This is a genomic window from Pseudomonas sp. Tul2A7 (assembly GCF_054790505.1).
In genome coordinates, this window is the sequence record NZ_CP186499.1 from 2243939 (window position 1) to 2267530 (window position 23592).

At 60.6% G+C, this 23592-nt stretch carries 19 protein-coding genes and 1 pseudogene; all 20 read left to right on the forward strand.

Annotated features, from left to right (window positions below):
* Window positions 1-10 precede the first annotated feature (10 nt).
* The 20 genes and pseudogenes from tssC to ACOYXJ_RS10090 all read left to right on the forward strand — a co-directional run bounded on the left by tssC (window position 11) and on the right by ACOYXJ_RS10090 (window position 23580).
* A complete protein-coding gene (gene tssC, locus ACOYXJ_RS09995; protein WP_016772499.1) occupies window positions 11-1486 on the forward strand; it encodes a type VI secretion system contractile sheath large subunit in 1476 nt (491 codons plus the stop codon).
* A gap of 9 nt (window positions 1487-1495) precedes the next feature.
* Window positions 1496-1903 (forward strand): type VI secretion system baseplate subunit TssE, encoded by a 408-nt coding sequence (gene tssE / locus ACOYXJ_RS10000; RefSeq protein ID WP_123454704.1) that lies wholly within the window; start codon window positions 1496-1498, stop codon window positions 1901-1903.
* A gap of 11 nt (window positions 1904-1914) precedes the next feature.
* Window positions 1915-2208 (forward strand): annotated as a pseudogene (locus tag ACOYXJ_RS10005) (PAAR domain-containing protein); the annotation flags it as partial.
* Window positions 2209-3447: 1239 nt separating this feature from the next.
* The gene (locus ACOYXJ_RS10010) at window positions 3448-3831 is read left to right on the forward strand and encodes a hypothetical protein (protein WP_460369253.1); all 384 of its coding nucleotides are present in this window, start codon (window positions 3448-3450) and stop codon (window positions 3829-3831) included.
* A 22-nt stretch (window positions 3832-3853) separates the two neighbouring features.
* On the forward strand, window positions 3854-4231 hold the full coding sequence (locus ACOYXJ_RS10015) for a hypothetical protein (RefSeq protein ID WP_460369255.1): 378 nt from the start codon (window positions 3854-3856) through the stop codon (window positions 4229-4231).
* 40 nt (window positions 4232-4271) lie between these two features.
* Complete coding sequence (locus ACOYXJ_RS10020; protein WP_007920282.1) at window positions 4272-4631, forward strand: hypothetical protein; 360 nt, start codon at window positions 4272-4274, stop codon at window positions 4629-4631.
* The gene (locus ACOYXJ_RS10025) at window positions 4628-5080 is read left to right on the forward strand and encodes a hypothetical protein (RefSeq protein ID WP_460369257.1); all 453 of its coding nucleotides are present in this window, start codon (window positions 4628-4630) and stop codon (window positions 5078-5080) included. Before ACOYXJ_RS10020 ends, ACOYXJ_RS10025 begins: the two co-directional genes overlap by 4 nt.
* A gap of 27 nt (window positions 5081-5107) precedes the next feature.
* Entirely contained in the window at window positions 5108-6895 is a 1788-nt protein-coding gene (gene tssF, locus ACOYXJ_RS10030; protein ID WP_122596749.1) for a type VI secretion system baseplate subunit TssF, read from the forward strand.
* On the forward strand, window positions 6859-7866 hold the full coding sequence (tssG, locus tag ACOYXJ_RS10035; RefSeq protein ID WP_034152087.1) for a type VI secretion system baseplate subunit TssG: 1008 nt from the start codon (window positions 6859-6861) through the stop codon (window positions 7864-7866). The genes tssF and tssG overlap by 37 nt, the downstream gene beginning before the upstream one ends.
* A gap of 11 nt (window positions 7867-7877) precedes the next feature.
* Window positions 7878-10535, forward strand: a complete 2658-nt coding sequence (tssH, locus tag ACOYXJ_RS10040) for a type VI secretion system ATPase TssH (protein WP_460369260.1) — start codon at window positions 7878-7880, stop codon at window positions 10533-10535.
* A gap of 10 nt (window positions 10536-10545) precedes the next feature.
* Window positions 10546-12066 carry a sigma-54 interaction domain-containing protein gene (locus ACOYXJ_RS10045; protein ID WP_460369262.1) on the forward strand — a complete coding sequence of 507 codons (1521 nt, stop codon included), beginning with the start codon at window positions 10546-10548 and terminating at the stop codon, window positions 12064-12066.
* A 93-nt stretch (window positions 12067-12159) separates the two neighbouring features.
* A complete protein-coding gene (locus tag ACOYXJ_RS10050) occupies window positions 12160-12300 on the forward strand; it encodes a hypothetical protein (protein WP_007920296.1) in 141 nt (46 codons plus the stop codon).
* An 18-nt stretch (window positions 12301-12318) separates the two neighbouring features.
* On the forward strand, window positions 12319-13515 hold the full coding sequence (gene tagH / locus ACOYXJ_RS10055) for a type VI secretion system-associated FHA domain protein TagH (protein WP_007920298.1): 1197 nt from the start codon (window positions 12319-12321) through the stop codon (window positions 13513-13515).
* Between the two features lie 5 nt (window positions 13516-13520).
* Window positions 13521-14021: a type VI secretion system lipoprotein TssJ gene (gene tssJ, locus ACOYXJ_RS10060; protein ID WP_007920299.1), complete on the forward strand. Its 501-nt coding sequence runs from the start codon at window positions 13521-13523 to the stop codon at window positions 14019-14021.
* Between the two features lie 2 nt (window positions 14022-14023).
* Entirely contained in the window at window positions 14024-15355 is a 1332-nt protein-coding gene (gene tssK, locus ACOYXJ_RS10065) for a type VI secretion system baseplate subunit TssK (RefSeq protein ID WP_007920300.1), read from the forward strand.
* A 5-nt stretch (window positions 15356-15360) separates the two neighbouring features.
* Window positions 15361-16236 (forward strand): type IVB secretion system protein IcmH/DotU, encoded by an 876-nt coding sequence (gene icmH / locus ACOYXJ_RS10070; RefSeq protein WP_016985783.1) that lies wholly within the window; start codon window positions 15361-15363, stop codon window positions 16234-16236.
* A 13-nt stretch (window positions 16237-16249) separates the two neighbouring features.
* Window positions 16250-19789 (forward strand): type VI secretion system membrane subunit TssM, encoded by a 3540-nt coding sequence (gene tssM, locus ACOYXJ_RS10075; protein WP_460369265.1) that lies wholly within the window; start codon window positions 16250-16252, stop codon window positions 19787-19789.
* Window positions 19789-20517: a PP2C family protein-serine/threonine phosphatase gene (locus ACOYXJ_RS10080; RefSeq protein ID WP_007920303.1), complete on the forward strand. Its 729-nt coding sequence runs from the start codon at window positions 19789-19791 to the stop codon at window positions 20515-20517. Before tssM ends, ACOYXJ_RS10080 begins: the two co-directional genes overlap by 1 nt.
* Entirely contained in the window at window positions 20514-21515 is a 1002-nt protein-coding gene (locus tag ACOYXJ_RS10085; protein ID WP_460369267.1) for a serine/threonine-protein kinase, read from the forward strand. Before ACOYXJ_RS10080 ends, ACOYXJ_RS10085 begins: the two co-directional genes overlap by 4 nt.
* 28 nt (window positions 21516-21543) lie before the next feature.
* Window positions 21544-23580, forward strand: coding sequence for a type VI secretion system Vgr family protein (locus ACOYXJ_RS10090; RefSeq protein WP_460369269.1), 2037 nt, complete (start codon window positions 21544-21546; stop codon window positions 23578-23580).
* Window positions 23581-23592: the final 12 nt, after the last annotated feature.

Below are 23592 nucleotides of genomic sequence, written 5' to 3' on the forward strand. Positions count from 1 at the left end.
AGCCAACACAATGAGCACTAGCGCAGCACAAGAGAAGAGCGCCGCCAGCGGCGAATACAGCATTCTCGACAGCATCATCGCCGAAACCCGTCTGACTCCGGACGACGAAGCCTACGACATCGCCAAGCGCGGTGTGTCGGCGTTCATCGAAGAACTGCTCAAGCCGCAGAACAACGGTGAGCCGGTCAAGAAGGCCATGGTTGACCGCATGATCGCCGAGATCGATGCCAAGCTCAGCCGTCAGATGGACGAAATCCTGCACCACCCGGACTTCCAGGCGCTGGAATCCTCGTGGCGTGGTCTGCAGTTGCTGGTCGACCGCACCAACTTCCGCGAAAACATCAAGATCGAAATCCTCAACGTCTCGAAAGAAGACCTGCTGGACGATTTCGAAGATTCGCCGGAAGTCATGCAGTCGGGCCTGTACAAGCACATCTACACCGCTGAATACGGCCAGTTCGGTGGTCAGCCTGTGGGCGCGATCATCGCCAACTACTACATGTCGCCAAGCTCGCCAGACGTAAAGCTGATGCAGTACGTGGCCAGCGTTTCGTGCATGTCGCACGCGCCGTTCATCGCTGCTGCCGGCCCGAAATTCTTCGGTCTGGAAAGCTTCACCGGCCTGCCGGATCTGAAAGATCTGAAAGACCACTTCGAAGGCCCGCAATTCGCCAAATGGCAGAGCTTCCGTACTTCGGAAGACTCCCGCTACGTTGGCCTGACCGTGCCGCGTTTCCTGCTGCGTAACCCGTACGATCCGGAAGAAAACCCGGTGAAATCGTTCGTGTACAAGGAAACCGTTGCCAACAGCCACGAGCACTACCTGTGGGGCAACACTGCTTACGCGTTCGGTACCAAGCTGACCGACAGCTTCGCCAAATTCCGCTGGTGCCCGAACATCATCGGCCCGCAGAGCGGTGGCGCAGTTGAAGACCTGCCATTGCACCATTTCGAAAGCATGGGCGAAATCGAAACCAAGATTCCTACTGAAGTTCTGGTTTCCGACCGTCGTGAATACGAACTGGCCGAGGAAGGCTTCATCTCCCTGACCATGCGTAAAGGCTCCGACAACGCGGCGTTCTTCTCCGCCAGCTCGGTGCAGAAGCCGAAGTTCTTCGGCATCAGCGCAGAAGGCAAGGCCGCAGAGCTGAACTACAAGCTCGGCACCCAACTGCCGTACATGATGATCGTCAACCGCCTGGCTCACTACTTGAAAGTGCTGCAGCGCGAGCAACTCGGTTCGTGGAAAGAGCGTACCGACCTCGAGTTGGAACTGAACAAGTGGATCCGTCAGTACGTCGCCGACCAGGAAAACCCGAGCGCCGAAGTGCGTGGCCGTCGTCCGCTGCGCGCTGCGCAAGTGATCGTCAGCGACGTTGAAGGCGAGCCGGGCTGGTACCGCGTGAGCTTGAACGTGCGTCCGCACTTCAAGTACATGGGTGCCGATTTCACCCTGTCGCTGGTTGGCAAGCTGGACAAAGAGTAAGAGCGACTCATGGACGGATACGGCAGCCTGTTCGAACGCCTCAACGGCGACGCGCAACTACGCAAGGGCAACAGCCTTGAGGCTTGTGCCATGGCGTCAGTGGCTGCCCATCTGGCCAAAATGCTCAGCACCCGGGCCGGCAGCGTGCAAACGCTTTCCGACTACGGGTTGCCCGATCTCAATGACATGCGTCTGAGCCTGCACGACTCCCTGAGTCAGGCCCGTCTGGCCATCGAAAACTTCATCGAAGCCTACGAGCCGCGCCTGAGCAATGTGCGTGTCATTTCCCTGCCGCGTGACCACGATCAACTGCGCCTCGCCTTCAGCATCGAAGGCCTGCTGGAAGTTGAAGGGTTCAAGCGTCAGGTCAGTTTTTCCGCGCGCCTGGATGGCAGCGGTCAAGTGAAGGTCACCTAAGGAGATCCCCGATGTCTGGCAAACCAGCAGCACGCGTATCCGACCCCACCGCTTGCCCACTTCCAGGCCACGGTACCAACCCGATCGCCGCCGGTTCCGGCGACGTGTTCTTCGATGGCCTCGCGGCCGCCCGCCAAGGCGATGCCTCGGCGTGTGGTGGTGCGATGGTCGGCGATCTGGCGACCACGGTGTTGATCAATGGAAAACCGGCCGCCACGGTCGGCTCCGTTGGATCTCACGGGAATAAGGTTACGGCAGGTTCCGGGACGGTGATCATCGGGAATTCGCATTCGCCAGTGCCATTTTCGGGGCTTGCCGCTATAGCGGTTGTCGCGGCGCTGGATTACCGACTGGGTTTGAAGTCCGGTGGCAACTCGGTACTGACGCCGCTGGAAATTCCAGACTTCGACGAGCTGAAATCAGGAACATCGAAAAACCGTGAGTTGGTCGATTTCGTCGTCGAGAACCGCATGGACGCAGCTGACAGTGTGAAGCTGGAAGTGCTGGACGGCGAGAAGCTGGTATACGCCGAGGCCAACACCGCACCGTTCCTGCCACCAGGCAAGCATTCATGGCAGTGGGACGGCTACGACACGGCCGGCATCCTCGATACCAAGGTCCTGAAAAGCCCGAACCTGAAAGTGCGCCTCACCGCGACCGGGGCGGGGAAGCAGCAAGTGACTGAAGTGAAGCTTGATTGCTCGGCTAAAAAGGTGAAATGGGTCGATGTGCGTGTTGACCGCAACGCCAAGACCGTTGAAGTGACGTTGCGCCCGAGCTTTTCGGATGGCGGCAGCAGTGGTTCCACACCCGGACTGGTACCCACGCCTTTCAGCACGTTGCTTGGCTGGGCCAAGGAAGGTATCGAGTTGTACTGGTCGCGTAATGGCTCACGCGGCGGCGGTATCGCCGAGGGCATCACGACCAGCAAAGGCCTTTACAAAGTCACGGTCAAAACCGAGATCAACGTCGAGCCCAAAGCCGGGAATTTCCCGTTGATTGACTCCTTGTCGAAGGACTTTGGTCGTTCCACCAGTCTGGCGATTGCAAGAAAGGTTTATCACAACGCCGGTTATGCCTATGAAAGCTACGTTGTTCAACGACGTCGAACTCCAGAGTTCGCTAGAGACATTGCCAGAGAAGAGTTCAAAGAAACGTCGGCTCATGAGTTTGGTCATTTGATTCTCAATGAGTACGGCGGGGGAATCATCCCCGGTTACTCCTGGACTCACAAAGAAACATCGACATTGATGCAAAACCCAAAGGACAACCACCCGACGCCGAACGCCGGCGAGGTGGATGTCATGCATTACTTCAGCAGTTACACGCAGTCCTCCGCTGATCTGCAAAAGAGAATGGCGGCGTCTGAACAGGACGTCAAAAGCCTGCTTTGGCTGGCAAGGGTCGAGTTCGATGACTAGGTTGACCGGTCTCATCTTGCCGTTCGTTTCCCTTTATGGCTGTGCTGCTCAGCAGGTGTACCAGCGCGAGTGGACAATCAGCGAGGCTTCGGTTTGTCCATGAAACTGCCAAGGACGATTTTGATGATGAGATGGGTAAGCTTCTTCGCGTGCTTCGTTTCGCTGACTGCATGCGCTACGCAGCAGGTCTATCGCAATGATGTTTACCTGCTGAACACGTGTGGAGTACCACTGGAGCTGACGTTGGCGAACGACTCCAACTATGACGATCAGCCACGCAGTTTCACGTTAAACCCGAACCAGCGCAGTTCCATCGGCAACTACCAGTCATTCGGTGAAGACGTATCGGGTCAGATCAGCGACCAGTACAGCCTGTCGATCAAAAGCCAGAACGCGACTAAGTCCATCGACGCGCAGACCTTGCGAAAGGCAGTAGCGAGCATCAAAAAAACTGAAGAAAAAGCTGTCCGTTCGTGGACGGTCGATACCGGGGCTTTCTGCCCATGAAGCACTTGTTCGGGTTGGCTCGATGAAACTCAGAGCCTGGCAATGTCTCATCGCTTTTCTCAGCTCGGTCGGTTTGCTGACGATTCTGGTCGGCTTCGCGCTGCTGGTGCGAATGGAAAGCTCGACCGAACCAAAGCTGTTCGCGCATCCCCACGCGTTGTGGATTGGCGCCGAGGATGGTGGGGTATTCGTCGAGATTACCAAGCACGAAGCGCCGGACTATTACGTGGAAATTCGTCACGAAAATGGTGGGATGTGGACTGAAGGCTGGGTTCGATATGGCACCAGGGACAGCCATCCACTCAGCACTGCGGCAATTGGTGGCTACGGCGGTGAAGAGCTCTATGTCTATACGGGTGTCGCGATCACGCCGCAAAAACAGGGAGTTGCGCAGCGATGAATAAATACGTGCCAGCGACCCCGGGGCAGGAGACGGACGCATGACCGACTCAGGTCGCTTCGCAATGATTTGGCTGCAGCGCTTGCTACTCGTGGTGGGAGCGTTCGCTTGCATGCTCTATTTTGCTGCGCACGCGCTTTCCAACGCTTTTATGTTGCTGATGGACCGCGAAAATTTTATCCCTGCGCAGTCGTCCATCTGGACATTCGAACCTTACGAAATCAATCAAGGTTCTTCGTCTTACTGGCTCTACGGTGAGGACAGGGACAACTATTACTTTTTTGCGTACGTCCCTGAACATTCATATCGCGTGATCGCAAAAGACAATGGGTGCGCAGGCTTCGACAAGCGCGATGTCCGCACATGGTGCATGGATCACGCTGTGGAGGTTCGCCGATGACCGACTCATCAAGTGAGATGCTCATGCTTAGTCGTGCGCAACTGAGCTTCTTCATGGTGGCCTTATGGTGGCCATTGCTGGCGGTGTTGGCGATCAGTTCCTATGACCTGTGGAATGGCGAGTATTCAACACCCGAGTCGTCCGGGATTTATTGGCAGTACCTGTTGTGGTGGGGAATTCCCGGGCTTTTGGGTTTTTCGCTATGGATGTCCCGATCGGCGCAGAGCCGCAACGAGCAGCAGGCATTGCGGATGGTTTGGTGGGCGCCGGTGAAGTTCATCCCGTTCTATGCCGTGCCATGGATGCTGTATGGCTTGCTCAGTCTGGCCGTCGGTCAGCTCAGTGATGCCTACATGGCGTACGGCTGGATCTCGATTGTGCCGTTTCTCCTGATTGGCGGTTACGTCTGTGCCGGCGTGACGGTCGCGCTCTACAGGATATTTTTTTGATGAGTTCCACTACCAGGCAGGTAACCCGTGTCCTTTAACCACTACTACCAAAGCGAACTCACCGCACTGCGCCAGCTCGGTCGCCGTTTCGCCGAGCGTAGTCCGGCGTTGGCGCCGTATCTGGGGCAGGCCGGGCGGGATCCGGACGTGGAGCGGTTGCTCGAAGGCTTTGCGTTTCTGACCGGGCGGCTGCGCCAGAAGCTCGATGACGAGCTGCCGGAACTCAGCCATTCGCTGATGCAGTTGCTGTGGCCGAACTACATGCGCCCGCTGCCGGCGTTCAGTATTTTGCAGTTCGATCCGCTCAAGCGTTCCGGGCCTGCGTTGCGCGTCGAGCGTGATACACCGATTGAAAGCAAACCGATCGAAGACGTGCGTTGCCGCTTCCGTACTTGCTACCCGACCGAAGTCTTGCCGCTGGATCTGGCCGCGCTGAACTACTCGGTGAAGGGCGACGGCTCGCTGCTCAGCCTGCGTCTGGAAATGAGTGCCGACGGCCACCTCGGTGAACTGGAACTGAGCAAGCTGCGTCTGCACTTTGCCGGCGAGCGCTACATCAGCCAGATGCTTTATCTGAGCCTGCTGCGCAACCTTGAAGGCATCGAACTGATCCCGCTCGACGGCGCCGGTAAACCGATTGATGGCGTCAGCGGCAAGCCGATGGCGTTCAAGATTCCCGGTGATCGGGTCAAACCGGTGGGCTTTGCCGAAGAAGAAGCGTTGATCCCGTATCCGCTGAACACCTTCCGCGGCTATCGCTACCTGCAGGAATACTTCGCCTTTCAGGACAAGTTCCTGTTCGTCGACGTCAACGGTCTGGACATCATCAACGCGCTGCCGGAAGACACCCTCAAGCAGATGCGCGGCCTGGAATTGCGCTTCGATATCCGCAAGAGCGGCATCATGCGTATGCGTCCGACCCTGGATAATGTGAAGCTGTTTTGCACGCCGATTGCCAACCTGTTCGCCCACGACGCACTGCCGATTCGCCTCGATGGCAAGCAGGACGAATACCTGTTGCTGCCGGCGGAATACGATCTGGAAAATTGCGGTGTGTTTTCGGTGGAAACCGTGACCGGCTGGAAGCCCGGCGGCCTCGGTTATCAGGAATACGTGCCGTTCGAATCCTTCGAGCACGACCCGAGTTTCGACGTGCCCAACAGCCGTCCGCATTACAGCATCCGCCAGCGTTCGTCCTTGCTGCACGACGGCCTCGACACCTACCTGAGCTTCGGCATCCGCCACACCGAAGCCCACGAAACCCTGTCGATCGAGCTGATCTGCACCAACCAGAACCTGCCGCGCAAGCTCAAGCTTGGCGACATCTGCATGGCCTGCGAAGAGACGCCGGAGTTCTTGAGCTTCCGCAACATCACCCCGGCCACGTCGAGCTTCGCGCCACCGCTGAACCGTGACTTCCTGTGGAAGCTGATCAGCAACATGTCGCTTAACTATCTGTCGCTGGCCGACGTCAATGCGTTGAAGGTGATTCTCGAAACCTATGACCTGCCGCGCTACTACGACCAGCACGCGGAGAAGGTCAGCAAACGCCTGCTCGGCGGCCTCAAGCACATCAAGCATCACCACGTCGACCGCTTGCACCGTGGGTTGCCGGTGCGCGGTTTGCGCACCGAACTGACCATCGACCCGGAAGGGTACATCGGCGAAGGCGACCTGTTCGTTTTCGCTTCGGTTCTTAACGAGTTTTTCGCGCTTTACGCCAGTCTCAATTCATTTCATGAGCTGCGCGTAAAAAGCACACAGGGAGAGGTGTACCAATGGACACCACGTATGGGCCTGCAGCCCCTGCTTTAAGCGGGCTGACCAAGGTAATACGCGAGTACTCGCTGTTTCAGGCCGTGCTGCTGGTGATCGACCGGCTGCGCGAAGCACACCCGTACCTGAGCGAAGACGATCTGTACGACCACGTGGAGTTTCAGGCCAACCCGAGCCTGGGCTTTCCGCGCAGCGACGTCGATCGCGTCGAGTTTTTCGAAGAACACGGGCAGATGCGCGCGCGCATGCGTTTCAACCTGATCGGCCTGGTCGGCTCGGGTTCGCCGTTGCCGGCGTTCTACGGCGAACAAGCCCTGGGCGACAGCGAAGACGGCAACCCGACGCGCAACTTCCTCGACCTGTTTCACCATCGCCTGCAACGGCTGATGCTGCCGATCTGGCGCAAATACCGCTACCGCGCGAGCTTCCAGAGCGGCGCGATTGACCCGTTTTCCTCGCAGCTGTTCGCCCTGATCGGTCTGGGCGGCGAAGAGATTCGCAAGGCCAAGGAACTCAACTGGAAACGCCTGCTGCCATACCTCGGTCTGCTCAGTTTGCGGGCGCACTCGGCGGCGCTGATCGAAGCCGTGCTGCGTTACTACTTCAAGCACGAAGACCTGGTCATCGAGCAGTGCATCGAGCGCCGCGTGGAAATTCTCGAAGAGCAGCGCAATCGTTTGGGCCGCGCCAACAGCCTGCTCGGCGAAGACCTTGTGCTCGGCGAACACGTGCGCGACCGCAGCGGCAAATTCCGCATTCACATCACCGAACTCGACTGGCAGCGATTCCATGAATTCCTGCCGATCGGTTTTGGTTACCAGCCGCTCTGCGCGCTGGTGCGGTTCACCCTGCGTGACCCGCTCGATTACGACATCCGCCTGGTGTTGCGCCAGGAAGAAATCCGCGAACTGCGCATCGGTGAGCAGAACGCCTGTCGCCTCGGTTGGACCAGTTGGCTGGGCCGCGAGAAAGCGGACGGCGTGGTGACCCTGGGCAGCAAAATTCATTAAGGACGTGAGCCATGATCAACGTAGACCTGCAACAACTCATCCAGGCGCTGGACGCCGAAACCCGTCGTGATCTGGAACGTTCCGCCGAGCGTTGCGTGGCCCGTGGCGGTAGCAAGATCCTTGTCGAAGACCTGATGCTCGGCCTGCTCGAGCGTCCGAACGGCTTGCTGTCGCGCGCACTGCAGGATGCCGACGTCGACGCCGGTGAGCTCAGCGCCGCGCTGCAATCGCGCGTCGAACACAGCGCTTCGCGTAATCCGGTGTTCGCCCCGGAACTGGTGCAGTGGCTGCAAGACGCGCTGCTGGTGGCCAACCTCGAACTGGGCCAGACCCAGGTCGAAGACGCCGCGCTGATCCTCGCCCTGCTGCGCAATCCGATGCGCTATGCCGGCAGCCGTTATCAGCCGCTGCTCGCTAAGTTGAACATCGATCGCCTGAAAGAATTTGCCCTGTCGCAACAGGAGCAACCGGCGGCCAACGGTAAACCTGCCGCGCAGGGCGAATCGCTGCTGCAGCGCTTCACCCACAACCTGACCCAGCAGGCCCGCGACGGCAAACTCGACCCGGTGCTGTGCCGTGACGGCGCGATCCGCCAGATGGTCGACATCCTCGCCCGTCGCCGCAAGAACAACCCGATCGTGGTTGGTGAGGCCGGTGTCGGCAAGACCGCCATCGTCGAAGGCCTGGCTTCGCGCATTGCTGCCGGTGAAGTACCGCAAGTGCTCAAAGGCGTTGAACTGCTGTCGCTGGACATGGGCCTTTTGCAGGCCGGCGCCAGCGTCAAAGGTGAATTCGAACGTCGTCTCAAAGGCGTGATCGACGAAGTCAAAGCCTCGCCGAAACCGATCATTCTGTTCATCGACGAAGCCCACACCCTGATCGGCGCGGGCGGCAACGCGGGCGGTTCCGACGCGGCCAACCTGCTGAAGCCGGCGCTGGCCCGTGGCGAACTGCGCACCATCGCTGCGACCACTTGGGCCGAGTACAAGAAATACTTCGAGAAAGACCCGGCGCTGGCCCGTCGTTTCCAACCGGTGCAACTGCACGAACCGACCGTCAGCGAAGCGGTGACCATCCTCCGTGGTCTGGCCCAGGTTTACGAGAAGAGCCACGGCATCTATCTGCGTGATGACGCGGTGGTCTCGGCGGCGGAATTGTCCGCACGTTATCTGGCCGGTCGGCAACTGCCGGACAAAGCCGTCGATGTGCTCGACACCGCGTGCGCCCGCGTACGCATCAGCCTCGCCGCCGCCCCTGAAAGTCTAGAGCGCCTGCGTGGCGAACTGGCTGAAGGTGGCCGCCAGCGTCAGGCGCTGCGCCGCGATGCCGAAGCCGGTCTGCTGATCGACCACGAAGCGCTGGATGCTCTGGAAGCTCGTCTCGACGAAGCCGAAGACGAAATGGTCGCGCTGGAAACCCTGTGGACTGAACAGAAGCAACTGGCCGAGCGCCTGTTGGAATTGCGTCAGCAACTGGCCAAGGCCCGCGAAGCTGCAGCGGTCGAACCCGTGGTCACCGTTGAAGAAGACGCCGAAGGCACCGTGATCGAAACCGTTGCCGCCGAAGTCGAAGAAGGCCAAAGCGTCGAAGCGCTGGAAGCCCAACTCAACGAAACCCACAGCGCCCTGACCGCCGCCCAAGTCAAAGAGCGTCTGGTCAGCTTCGAAGTGTGCCCGCGTCTGGTCGCCGAAGTGATCAGCGCCTGGACCGGCGTGCCGCTGGCGCAACTGGCCCGCGAACACAACGCCAAAGTCGCCAGTTTCGCCACCGACCTGCGCACGCGCATTCGCGGCCAGGAACAAGCCGTGCACGCACTGGATCGCTCGATGCGCGCCACCGCTGCCGGCCTGAACAAGCCTGACGCACCGGTCGGCGTGTTCCTGCTGGTCGGCCCGAGCGGTGTCGGTAAAACCGAAACCGCGCTGGCCCTGGCTGACTTGCTGTACGGCGGTGATCGTTTCATCACCACCATCAACATGTCCGAGTTCCAGGAGAAGCACACCGTTTCCCGTCTGATCGGCGCACCACCAGGCTACGTCGGTTACGGCGAGGGCGGCATGCTCACCGAAGCCGTACGCCAGAAGCCGTACTCGGTGGTGCTGCTCGATGAAGTCGAAAAGGCTGACCCGGACGTGCTTAACCTGTTCTACCAAATCTTCGACAAAGGCGTGGCCAACGACGGCGAGGGTCGTGAGATCGACTTCCGCAATACGTTGATCCTGATGACCTCGAACCTCGGTAGCGACAAGATCAGCGACCTCTGCGAGAACGGCGCACGGCCGACCGCTGAAGTCCTCGAAGAAACCATTCGCCCGGTGCTGAGCAAACACTTCAAACCGGCGCTGCTGGCGCGGATGAAAGTGGTGCCGTACTACCCGGTCGGCGGCCCGGTATTGCGCGAGCTGATCGAGATCAAACTCGGTCGTCTCGGCGAGCGCCTCAATCGTCGTCAGCTGGATTTCAGCTGGTGCCAGAACCTCGTCGATCACCTGTCCGAGCGTTGCACGCAAAGCGACAGCGGCGCGCGCCTGATCGACCATCTGCTCGATCAGCACGTGCTGCCGCTGGTGGCGGATCGTCTGCTCGACGCCATGGCCACCGGTGAAAGCCTCAAGCGCGTGCACGCCACGATCGACGGCGATGCCAGCGTGACCTGCGAGTTCGCCTGAGGTGGGTGTGATGTTCACTCAGGTGCCGCAGCCACTGGTCTATGCCGAAGCGTTGCTGGCGCAGTTCGCCAGTCTGTCGCGCGCGGCGGACGGTGCTGCGTTGCTGGGTGACTTCGTGCGCGGTCTGGCCGAGTTGAGCGGTTGCGAATTGACGCAGCTGTATCTGCTCGACGCTACACACACGTGCCTGGGAATGAACGCCGAATGCCTCGACGGCGCCTTGCAACCGCGCGAAGCGGCGAGCCTGCCAGCGGATTACAACGGTGAGCAACTGCTGCAATTCGCCCTGTGCCAGAACCGCGTGGTGTGCCTCGATGACTTGAGCGGCAGCCTGCACGAAACCAGTTTTCTGCCGGCGGCGACCTCGCCGTGGCAGTCGCTGTTGTGCGTGCCGCTGGTCAATCAGCACAAAGCTGTTGAAGGTTTGCTGCTATGCGCCAGCCGTCGTCGCACCCACCTGCAAGGCTTCGCTGATTCCCTCGGCCAGCTCGGCTCGTTCGTGCTTGGCCAGTTGCATCTGCTGCAACGCCTGCGTCAACCGCTGGCGGAATCGGCAACAGTGGCACGCAGCGTGCCGAGCATCAGTGGTTATGGCTTGATCGGCAAAAGCGCAGCGATGCGCCAGACCCATTCGCTGATCAGCAAAGTACTGCACAGTCCGTACACCGTGCTGTTGCGCGGCGAAACCGGCACCGGCAAGGAAGTCGTCGCGCGGGCGATTCACGATTGCGGCCCGCGTCGTTCTCAGGCGTTCATCGTGCAGAACTGCGCGGCGGTTCCGGAAAATCTTCTGGAAAGCGAGCTGTTCGGCTATCGCAAAGGCGCCTTCACCGGTGCCGACCGCGACCGCGCCGGGCTGTTCGATGCGGCCAATGGCGGCACGCTGTTGCTCGACGAGATCGGCGACATGCCGCTGTCGTTGCAAGCGAAGATCTTGCGCGTATTGCAGGAAGGCGAGATTCGTCCGCTGGGCTCCAACGACACCCACAAGATCGACGTGCGCATCATCGCCGCGACGCACCGCGATCTGTCGACGCTGGTCAGCGAGGGCAAATTCCGTGAGGACTTGTACTACCGCCTCGCGCAATTCCCGATCGAGCTGCCGGCGCTGCGTCAGCGCGACGGCGACATCCTCGAACTGGCCCAGCACTTCGCCGAAAAGACCTGCACGTATTTGCAACGCGATCCGGTGCGTTGGTCGAGTGCCGCGCTGGAACATCTGTCCGGCTACAACTTCCCCGGCAACGTGCGTGAACTCAAGGCTCTGGTCGAGCGTGCGGTGTTGTTGTGTGAAGGCGGCGAGTTGCTCGCCGAGCATTTCTCCCTGCGCATGGAGCCGATGCCGGAAGACAACAGCCACCTGAATTTGCGCGAACGTCTGGAGCAGGTCGAACGCACGTTATTGCTCGACTGCCTGCGCAAAAACGACGGCAACCAGACCCTCGCCGCCCGCGAACTCGGGCTGCCGAGGCGCACGCTGCTGTATCGGCTCGGCCGTTTGAACATCAATCTGGGAGATTTCGATGGGTAGGCAAAACGTCATCGAAATCCTCGCAAAAACCAATTTCAGCGCCGCCCGCAAGGGTCGGCGCTTTGTGCTTTGTCTACCCCTGGAGACCCTCTGATGTCTGTTCGTCACTGGCAAGCTGTCCTGCTGACCCTCGTCGTTCTATGCGGCCTGGGCGGCTGTAGCGGCAACTACAAATTCAACGACAACGACTATCGCCCGTTGGGTGATCCGCAAGCGGTCAATCGCGGCAAGTGACCGCAAGGAGCATCAAACATGGAATTGGTTTTCGAAATGCTGAACACCAAGCAGTTCGTGCCCACCGAGTTGTGCCAGAAGACCTTTAAACAGGCTGGCGGCGTGATCGGGCGGGGCGAGGACTGCGACTGGATCATCCCTGACCGCAAGCGTCACCTGTCCAATCACCACGCGATTGTCAGCTACCGCGAGGGCACGTTCTTCCTCACCGACACCAGCAGCAACGGTGTCCAGGACGGCGAGAGCGGCGCACGCCTGCACAAAGGCGAACCGGTGCGCATCGAACACGGCAGCACCTACGTGCTGGGCGACTTCGAGATTCGCGCGCGCCTGGTACGCGACCCGGCGACCTTCGACGGTGAAGTCGGTCGTCCACGCGCCGCTGGCAGCATCATTCCCGACGACGCGTTCCTCGATCTCGATCCGCTCAACGCCCTCGAGCAGCAAGAGCGTGTGTACTCGGAAATCGACGAACTGCTGGCGCCGAACACCAAGCCTGAGGATTCCCGTCAACGCGCCGACTACGCACGCATCGACATGGAAAGCCTGATGGTGCCGGAGCTGATTGCAGCCCCCGTCGAACCTGAGCCCGCTCCGGCACCGAAAGCCGTTGAGCGTCAAAGCGAAGGTTTCTGGGAGCACTTCGGTGCGGCGTTGGGCGTCGACGTCAAAGGCCTCAGTCACGACGAACGCGAAGCCCTGGCGCTGAACGCTGCGCGTCTGTTGCGCCAAAGCATCGGCGGTCTGCAGCAGAGCCTGCGTACCCGTTCCGAGCTGAAAAACGAACTGCGTCTGGCCCAGACCACCGTGCAAGGCACCAACAAGAACCCGCTGAAATTCGCCGTCGATCCGAGCGAAGCGCTGCAGATTCTGTTGCAGCCAAGCAAGCCCGGTCATCTGCCGGCCGAGCAAGCCATCTCCCGCGCGTTCCGCGATCTTCAGGCGCATCAAGTTGCACTGCTGACCGCCAGCCGCGCCGCCGTGCGCGGCACCCTGGAGCACTTCTCGCCGGAGCAACTGACCCTGCGTTTCGAGCGTGACAACAAGCCGTTGATCGCGACATCGGGCGGGCGCTGGAGAGCGTTCGGCCGTTATCACCAGGCGCTGCGTCAGGACGATGACTGGAGCGAGCGCCTGCTGGCCCGCGATTTTGCCCAGGCTTACGAAGAACAGATCCGCCTGATCTCCACCCTCCACACCGACCACCAAGGATGATGCGCATGTCTCGCCGCTCGACCGCTTTTTTCAAGACGCTGACTGCGCTCACCGTGCTGGTGCTGCTCGCCGGTTGCTCGTCGCTGTCGCCGTACTCGAAAGTGACCAAGATCAACCTGAAGCTGACCGGCAGCGATCAGCTCAACCCGGACCTCAACGGTCGGCCGTCGCCGATCGTCGTGCGCCTGTTCGAACTCAAGCACCCGGTGACCTTCGAGAACGCTGATTTCTTCAGCCTTTACGAACGCGCCAAGGAATCCCTCAACCCGGATCTGGTGGCCAGCGAAGAACTCGAGCTGCGCCCGGGTGAAACCGTGGAAATGAAGCTCAAGGTGGAAGAGGGCAGCCTTTATGTGGGCGTTCTCGCCGCTTACCGCGACTTGCCCGACACCCAATGGCGCCACACCGTTCAGATCACTCCGCTGGAAGTTACCGAAGTCGATTTGACTCTGGATCAGACTGGCATCCGCAACACCAATCAAGTGCTCGCCAAGGCGGATGACTGATCATGAATACCCATAAAGTCATTTGGCAGGAAGGCATGCTGCTGCGTCCGCAGCACTTCCAGCACAACGATCGTTATTACGATCACCAGATGAAAACCCGCACGCAATTGCTCGGTGGCTACACCTGGGGTTTCCTCAATCTGGAGATCGACTTGCAGTTCCTCAACATGGGCAAACTGGTGATCAGTGAAGCCTCGGGGATTCTGCCGGACGGCAGCCTGTTCGAACTGGGTGGCAATACCGAGCCGCTGGCGCTGGACGTACCGCCGAACACCGGCAACACGCCGATCTACCTGGCGCTGCCGCTGGTCACCGGTAACCACATCGAGTCGCGCCGTCCGGAGCAATCCGACGTGCTCGCGCGTTACACCGCGTACGACGCTGAAGTGGCCGACTCCAACGCCGGCGACGATTCCGCCAGCCAGGTCAGCTGCGGTCGCCCGGACTTCAAACTGTTGCTCGGCGAGCAGCAGAGCGATCAGGCCTACGTGAAGCTGAAGATCTGCGACGTGCTCGACACCACGCCCGACGGCGTGATCAGCCTCGATCCGGACTTCGTGCCGACCTACATTCAGGCCCACGCCTCCAGCTATCTGCTGTCGTGCCTGAAAGAAGTCATCAGCATGCTCAACCACCGTGGCGACACGATTGCCGAGCGGATTCGCTCCAACGGCAAGGTCGGCGGTGCCGAGGTCGGCGACTTCATGATGCTGCAACTGATCAACCGCACCGAACTGCTGCTGCGTCACTACCTCGGCCTGGAGCAAGTGCACCCGGAAGAGTTGTACCGCACGCTGCTGACCATGCTCGGCGATCTGGCGACCTTCTCCGGCGAAAGCAAACGTCCGCGTCTGGACAGTCGCTACTCCCACGCCGACCAGGGCGGGAGCTTCCGCAAACTGATGGAAGCAATTCGTCAGGTGCTGTCGATGGTGCTCGAACAGCACGCCATCGAACTGATTTTGCAAGCGCGTCAGTACGGCATCATCGTCTCGCCGTTGCACGACCACAAACTGCTTGGCTCGGCGTCGTTCGTGCTGGCAGCGAGTGCCAACTGCGACTCCGAAGAACTGCGCCACCGCTTGCCGGCGCACCTCAAGGTCGGCCCGGTGGAGCGTATCCGCCAACTGGTCAACCTGCACTTGCCGGGGATCAAGGTCAAACCGTTGCCGGTGGCCCCGCGGCAGATCGCGTTCCATTCGAACAAAACCTATTTCATCCTCGAACTCAGTTCCGAAGACCTGGCACAACTCGAGCGCTCCGGCGGTTTCGCGTTCCACGTGTCCGGCGAATTCGCCGAGCTTGAACTGAAATTCTGGGCCATCAGGAACTGACCGACATGATCAAGGAAACGGATTACAACCAGGACGACAAAACCGTCCTGCTCGATCGTCAGGGCCACGGACCGGCATCGAGTCCGCTGACCGACTTCGCCGCGCCGCCGCGTTTCGAGCAACTGGAAGAACGCATGATCTACGCCGCGCGCCTGCGCCCGGCCGAAGCGTTCAACATCAGCCTCAATTCGCTGGTCGCGGCCTCGTCCGAGCTGCTTTCGGAAGTGGTGCGTCTCAAGCACAGCGAAACCCGCGAAGACTTGTACGCACTCAACGAGCGCCTGACTGCCGGGCTCAAGCTGTTTGAAGTACGCGCCCTGCACAACGGCGCCGAAAGCAGCCAGGTGATGGCCGCGCGTTACGTGCTCTGCACCGTGGTCGACGAAGCTGTCGTGACCACGCCGTGGGGCAACGAAAGCGAATGGTCGCAGATGAGCCTGCTGAGCAGCTTCCACAACGAAACCTTTGGTGGCGAGAAGTTCTTCCAGTTGCTCGATCGACTGTCGAAGAACCCGGTCAAGCACTTGCCGATGCTCGAGCTGATGTACCTGTGCCTGTCCCTCGGTTTCGAGGGCAAGTACCGCGTCCAGGCACGCGGCATGCTCGAACTCGAAGGCATCCGCGATGCTCTGTATCGGCAGATCCGTCAGTTGCGTGGCGACGTGCCGCGCGAGTTGTCGCCGCACTGGGAAGGCCTCAACGATCAGCGTCGCAACCTGGTGCGCATTGTGCCGGCGTGGATGGTGGTGTTGTTCACTTTCGTCTGTCTGGTGGTGATGTATTCGGGCTTCGCCTGGGTCTTGGGCGAGCAGCGCGACACCGTTCTGCAACCTTATCAGCCGCTTGATCCGGCCGCGGTGCAACCGCAGTCGCAGCCGTAAACAGGGACGTGTGATGAAAAAGTTTTTCAAGAAAGTCGGCGCCTTCCTGCGCCAGACCTGGGTCTGGACCTTGCTGCTGGTGCTGTTCGTGGCGCTGCTGGTGTGGTTCGTCGGCCCGTTGTTGGCAGTCGATGATTACAAGTTCTGGGAGAGCCCGACCTCGCGCTTGCTGACCATTGCCGTGCTGTTCCTGATCTGGGGCCTGACCATGGTCTTCGTCAGCTGGCGCGCGGGTATCCGCAAGAAAGCCGAGGAAGAAAGCGAAGACGGCCAGGATCGCATTCGCCGTGAAGAGCTGATCGACGAAGAACAGAAGGAGTTGAAGGCGCGCTTCAAAGACGCGCTGAAAACCCTGAAGACTTCCAGCCTGTATCGCGGCCGCAGCGAGCGCTGGCGCAGCGACTTGCCGTGGTACCTGCTGATCGGTCCGCAGGCTTCCGGCAAGACCAGCCTGCTGGACTTCTCCGGTCTGGAATTCCCGATCAACAAGATCGACCGCAAGCTGACCCGCGACACCCTCGGCACCCGTCATTGCGACTGGTATTTCGCCGACCACGGTGTGCTGATCGACACCGCCGGGCGTTACACCACGCAACCGGATGTGGAAGTCGACGGCGGTGCCTGGACGACATTGCTGGAGCTGCTGCGCAAGCGTCGTCGCGGGCGTCCGTTGAACGGCGTGCTGGTGACCATTCCGGTGGAAACCCTGCTCGGTGGCAGTGAGCAGGACATCGACACCCTCGCGCGCCAGATTCGCGGCCGTCTGCAAGACGTGCATCAGAAACTGCACGTCGATGTGCCGGTGTATCTGGTCCTGAGCAAGGCTGACAAGCTGCTCGGCTTCGACGAGTTCTTCGATCAACTGACCCGCGAAGAAAGCGATCAAGTGCTCGGCACCAGCTTCCGCAAGGATCAGGTCGGCACCGACGTCGCTGTGCTGCGCAACGAGTTCGAAGAACTGCTGCGTCGCCTCAACAGCCAAGTGATCATGCGCATGCACTCCGAGCGCGACACTCAGCGCCGTGGCCGCATCCTCGACTTCCCGCATCAACTCGGGCAGATCGGCGAGCGCCTGTGCCTGTTCGTCGACATGGCGTTCACTGGCAACCGTTATCAGCGTGCCACGCAACTGCGCGGTTTCTACCTGACCAGCGCACCGCACCTGACTCAAGAGATGGACTCGACCACCGCCGGCATCGGTGCCAGCCTCGGCTTGAATGCCGGTGTGCTGCCGACCCTGCGCAGCGGTCGTTCACGGTTTATCCATCACTTGTTCAGCCAGGTGATTTTCCCTGAATCCGACCTGGCCGGTCTGGACAAGCGCGAGCGCAGCCGTATTCATTGGGGCCAACGTGCGTTGTACGTCGGCGCACTGGCGGCGCTGGCACTGTTCGGCATGCTCTGGGCGGGCGGTTTCTCGGCCAACTACGAGCGTCTGGAAAACTTGCGCAATCTGGCGCAGAACTGGACGCAACAACGCACGGCATTGTCGCCGCGTGATGACGCCATGGGCGTACTGAAAACCCTCGACAGCAGCTACGCCGCGACGCAGGTGTTCCCGAAGAAGGGCGACGTTTCGTATCACGAACGTGGCGGTCTGTATCAGGGCGAAGACGTCAATCCAGTGGTCAAAGAGGCTTACGAGCGCGAGCTTGAAAAGCAACTGCTGCCACGGGTAGCGACGATGCTCGAAGGGCAGATCCGCGCCAACATGAAGGACCGCGACCGCCTGCTCAACAGCCTGCGCGCGTACCTGATGTTGAACATGAAGGATCGTCGCGATGCCGCGTGGCTCAAGGACTGGGTCGCCACTGACTGGTCGACGCGCTACACCGGCAACACCGCTGTGCAGAACGGTTTAAGCGCGCATCTGGAACGTCTGCTGAAGCAGCCGTTTATCTACCCGCTGAACGATCAGTTGGTCACTCAGGCGCGTCAGGTCTTGCGCAGCGAATCGCTGGCCACGGTGGTTTACCGCATGCTCCGCGAGCAGGCGCGCAACCTGCCGGACTACCGTTTCAGCCAACACCTCGGTCCACAAGGCTCGCTGTTTATCGGCACCGAATACGTGATCCCGGGCTTCTACACGCAAACCGGTTATCAGCAGTATTTCTCGGTACAGGGTTCGGCGCTGGTTACCGACATCCTGCGTGACAACTGGGTGCTGGGTGAAGGCGCGGGCATCAGCGACATGGACTTGCGTCGTCTGATGGTCGAGCTGGAGCAACTGTACTTCCGCGACTACGCCAACTATTGGAGCGAAGCGGTTGGCCAGGTTGCCCTGCCGCCGATCAGCGACGCCGGTGAAGGCGCCGAACAACTGGCGGGCCTGACCTCAGCCAACTCGCCGGTACTGGCGTTGCTCACTGAAGTGCGTGAGAACACCCGCTTCCAGGCCGCTGCAGACCCTGTCGAAGAAGCTGGCGACGCTGCTGATGCGCTGGCCGGGCAGAAAGGCAAACTGGGTAAGGTTGGCAAACTTGCCGCCGCCGCAGCGGACAAGGCTTCGGCCCTGAACGTGGCGAAGACCCTGCCGGACACCGCGAAGAAATCGCTGCAACGCCGCTTCGAACCGCTGCATCGTTTGCTCGATGACAACAACGGCCCGGCGGCGGACCTGACCCCGGCACTGAGCGCGCTCAACGATCTGCAACTGCAACTGGCCGGTCTGGCCCGTTCCAGTACGCCGGAACAAGCCGCGTTCGAAATGGCGAAAACCCGCATGAGCGGCCAGCGTGATGCGCTGACCAACCTGCGCAATGCGTCCAGCCGTCTGCCGCGTCCGCTCAGCGTGTGGTTCAACGTGCTGGCTGAAGACTCGTGGCGTTTGGTGCTCAACGATGCTTACCAATACCTGAACGGCCGTTATCAGAACGAGCTGTACAGCGTGTATGGCAAAACCATCAGCAAGCGTTATCCGTTCAGCGCCAGCAGCACCAGCGACGTGGCGATCAGCGACTTCCGCGAGTTCTTCCGCGCTCAAGGCACCGTCGACCGTTTCTTCGACAGCTACATGCGTCCGTTCGTCAGCGGCGATCCGGGCAACTACCGCATGCGCAGTGTCGACGGTCACAGCCTGCCGGTATCGAAGATGTACCTCGACCAGATGGCCGCCGCGCTGACGATTCGTCAGAGCTTCTTCTCGATCAACCCGGCCGAGCCGACCGTGCAGTTCAAACTGGAGCCGTACACCCTCGACCCGGCGGTCAGCCGTTCCGAGTTCAAGTTCGGCGACAAGACCATGGAATACCGCCACGGTCCGATCCTGCCAATGTCGTTCAAATGGCCGACCGACGCTGAAGACGGTCGCACCAGTCTGGTCATGGACAAAATGGCCGGTCGCCCGATCGGCATCGAGAAGAACTCCGGCCCATGGTCGCTGTTCCGCCTGTTCGACCTGATGCAGACCGAATACCTGAGCGGTCGCGACGTGCTGGTGCTGAAAGCCGACGTAGGTGGCCTGCGCGCCAACTACCTGCTGACCAGCCAGCGCACGCCGAACCCGTTCGACATGGGCGTACTGCGCACCTTCCGTATGCCGGTGCAGCTCTGATGCTGGTGGCCAGTGCCTGGCGCAGCGCGGCGCGTACCGACCCGGGCAAGGTGCGGGCGCGCAACGAAGATGCCTTCCTCGACTCGCCACAGCAGGGGCTGTGGGTGGTCGCGGACGGCATGGGCGGTCATCAGGGTGGCGACATCGCCAGCCAGTTGATCGTCGCCAGCCTGGCTGAACTGCCGCAACACGAGGACTTCGACGAACGCCTCAAAGCCATCCGCCAGTGCCTGCACTGGCTGAACCGGCGTTTGGGGCAGGAGTTGACGGTCACCGCCGGACGTCACGACAGCATCATGGGCAGCACCGTCGTGGCGCTGTTGGTGGAAGGCAATCGCGCGGCCTGCATCTGGGCCGGTGATAGCCGTTGTTACATGTGGCGTGGGCAGCGGCTGTATCAGCTGTCCAAAGACCATTCGCTGCAACAGCAACTGATCGACGAACAGCAAATGAGCGTCGAACAAGCGGCGGCGCATCCGGCGGCTCAGGCATTGACCCGAGCTGTTGGCGCGGCCGAAACATTGACTCTGGATGTACTGGAGCTCGAGGTCTATCCGGGCGATGCGTTTTTGCTCTGCAGCGATGGTTTGTATCAGGGCCTGAGCAGCGATGCCCTCGGCAACGCCCTCAGCCTCAGCGCGCCGCACGTGGCGCTGGAACGTTTGTTCGACGGCGCCCTGCGTGGCGCCGCGCGCGACAACCTGACAGCCGTGGTGATCCGCCAATGACTGAAATCGAATCCTCAGTCGATGACTTGCTGATGAGCGAAGAACAGGCCAACAACCTGACCTACTTCGCCTTCGCCAAGCAAAACAAAGCAGAACCTTTGCTGGCGCCAACCAAGGCCAGCATCGGTGCACTGCCGGATGTACTCGCCGGTCGCTACCACCTCGAGCGTCTGCTCGGGGCCGGTGGCATGGGCGCCGTTTACCGGGCGCGGGATCTGCTGCACGAACAGTTCGGTGATCCCGACCCTTACATTGCGCTGAAAATCCTCAGCGAAGAATTTGCCGAATCGCCGGACGCCAGTGCCTTGCTCTACAGCGAGTTCGCCCTGACCCGACGCCTGCGCCACGACAACGTCGTGCGTGCGCACACCTTTGAAGTCGACACCGACTGCCAGCGGGCCTTCATCACCATGGAATACATGCGTGGCCTGACCCTGGACAAATTGCTCTGCGAGCGGCCCCTCGGCCTGCCGTGGCAAGAACTGCGCGACATCGTCCTGCCGCTGCTCGACACGCTGGCCTACGCCCACGGTCGCGGCGTGCTGCACGGTGACATGAAACCGAGCAACGTCATGCTCAGCGAAGACGGCCTGCGCCTGTTCGACTTCGGCCTCGGTCAGGCAGAGGAGGGCGTGATGCCCGGCCTGCCGCACCTGAGCCGCGAACGCTTCAACGCCTGGACCCCGGGCTACGCCGCCCCCGAACTGCTTGAGGGCCAACCGTTGTCGGCCAGCGCGGACGTGTACGGCGTGGCCTGCGTGATCTACGAACTGGCGGGCGGCAAACACCCGTTCCGCCGCTTGCCCTCGAACCAGGCCCGCGACGAGCACCTGGAGCGCGAACTGCAAGCACCGGCGAACTTACCGAAACACGGCTGGCCAGCGCTGCGAACCGCGCTGAGCTTCGACCCGGCAGAACGCACCATCACTGCCCAACAATTGCGTGACGCCTTGGGCGCCACTTCGTCCTGGCTGCAACGTCTGCGACTTCGGGCGTAACGGATGACATTCGAACAGGGAGCACTTTATGTTCAACCCAGCTAACGAAACCCACTTCAGCCTCAAGGTCGAAGACTACGTCGGCGACCTGCAAGTGCTGTCGTTCACCGGCACCGAAGGCATCAGCCAGCCGTATCGCTTCGACCTCGAACTGGTCAGCGAAAACCCGGATCTGGACCTCGAACAACTGCTGCACAAGCAGGCCTTCCTCGCATTCGATCCACAAGGCTCGGGCATCCATGGCCAGATCTACCGCGTCGCCCAAGGCGATGCCGGCAAGCGTCTGACCCGCTACAAAGTGTCGATGGTGCCGCAACTGCAATACCTGCATCACCGCACCAACCAGCGCATCTACCAGCAGATGTCGGCGCCGAAAATCATCGCGCTGATCCTTGAAGAGCACGGCATCAAAGGTAACGCCTACAGTTTCCAGTTGAGCCAGCCGTGCCCGGATCGCGACTACTGCGTGCAATACGACGAAACCGACCTGCACTTCGTCCAGCGCCTGTGCGAAGAGGAAGGCATTCACTACCACTTCCAGCACAGCGATAAAGGCCACCTGCTGGTGTTCGGCGACGACCAGACCGTGTTCCCCGACCTCGGCCAGCCAACCGCGTACGTGCAAGGCAGCGGCATGGTCGCCGAAGAACCGGTGATCAAAGGCTTCAAACTGCGCCTGGAAACCCGCACCAGCCGCATCACACGGCGCGACTACGACTTCGAAAAACCGCGCCTGCAAATGGAAGCGGCCTACAGACCCGATGGCGAAAGCACTGAGCCAGATCTCGAAGACTACGACTACCCGGGCCGCTTCATCGACCGCGCCCGTGGCAAGTTCCTCAGCCAGCGCGCCCTCGAACGCCACCGCGCCGACTACCGCCAGGCCGAGGGCCGTGGCGACCAGACCAAACTGGTCAGCGGCCACTTCATGGCCATGTCCGACCACCCGCGCAGCGAGTGGAACGACCTGTGGCTGCTCACCGAAATCTTTCACGAAGGCAAGCAGCCGCAAGTCCTCGAAGAAGGCGTGACCAGCGACACCACCGACAATAAAGACGACTTTCACCAAGGCTACCGCAACACCTTCCTCGCCACCCCGTGGGACGTGTTCTACCGCCCAGCCCTCGAACACCCGAAACCACGCGTCCTCGGCAGCCAGACCGCCATGGTCACCGGCCCCAAAGGCGAAGAAATCCACTGCGACCAATACGGCCGCATCAAAGTCCAGTTCCACTGGGACCGCGAAGGCCAGGCCGACGACAAAACCAGCTGCTGGCTGCGCGTCTCCAGCTCCTGGGCCGGCGACCGCTACGGTGCAATCAGCATTCCGCGCATCGGCATGGAAGTCCTCGTCACTTTCCTCGAAGGCGACCCCGACCAACCGCTGGTGACCGGCTGCCTGTACCACAAGGAAAACCCGGTGCCGTACGCCTTGCCGGCGAACAAGACGCGCAGCGTGTTCAAAACCCTTAGCTCGCCGGGTGGTGGTGGGTACAACGAACTGCGTATTGAAGACAAGAAAGGTGCGGAGCAGATCTACATTCATGCGCAGCGCGATTGGGATGAGAACGTTGAGCATGACCAGAAGATTCGGGTCGGGAATGAACGCCATGACACGGTGGTTAAGAACACCTACACCGAGCTGAAGGCTGAAGAACACCGCACCACGATTGCCGACCGCAAGGTTGAAGCGAAGCTGGATGATCACCTGACGGTTGGGCAAAACCAGCATGTGAAGTTGGGGACTGCGCAGCTGACGAGTGTGGGGAAAGAGATTCACCTTAAGGCTGGGGACAAGATTGTTATTGAGGCGGGGACGGAGCTGACCATTCTTGGGGGTGGGAGCTTTATCAAGCTTGATGGCGGTGGGGTTACGGTGGTTGGGCCGGTGATCAAGATCAATGCCGGGGGCTCGGCTGGCTCCGGCACGGGGATCGGGATTAAACCGCCGGTGCTGCCGGGGGCGGCGGATAAGGATAAGGCGGGGAGTTTGATGGATCAGGCGTTGTTGAATGCGCCGCCTGAGAAGGTTAAGCCCAAGGCTTTTTTTGTGTTTTCTGAGTGATGAGTGTCGTGA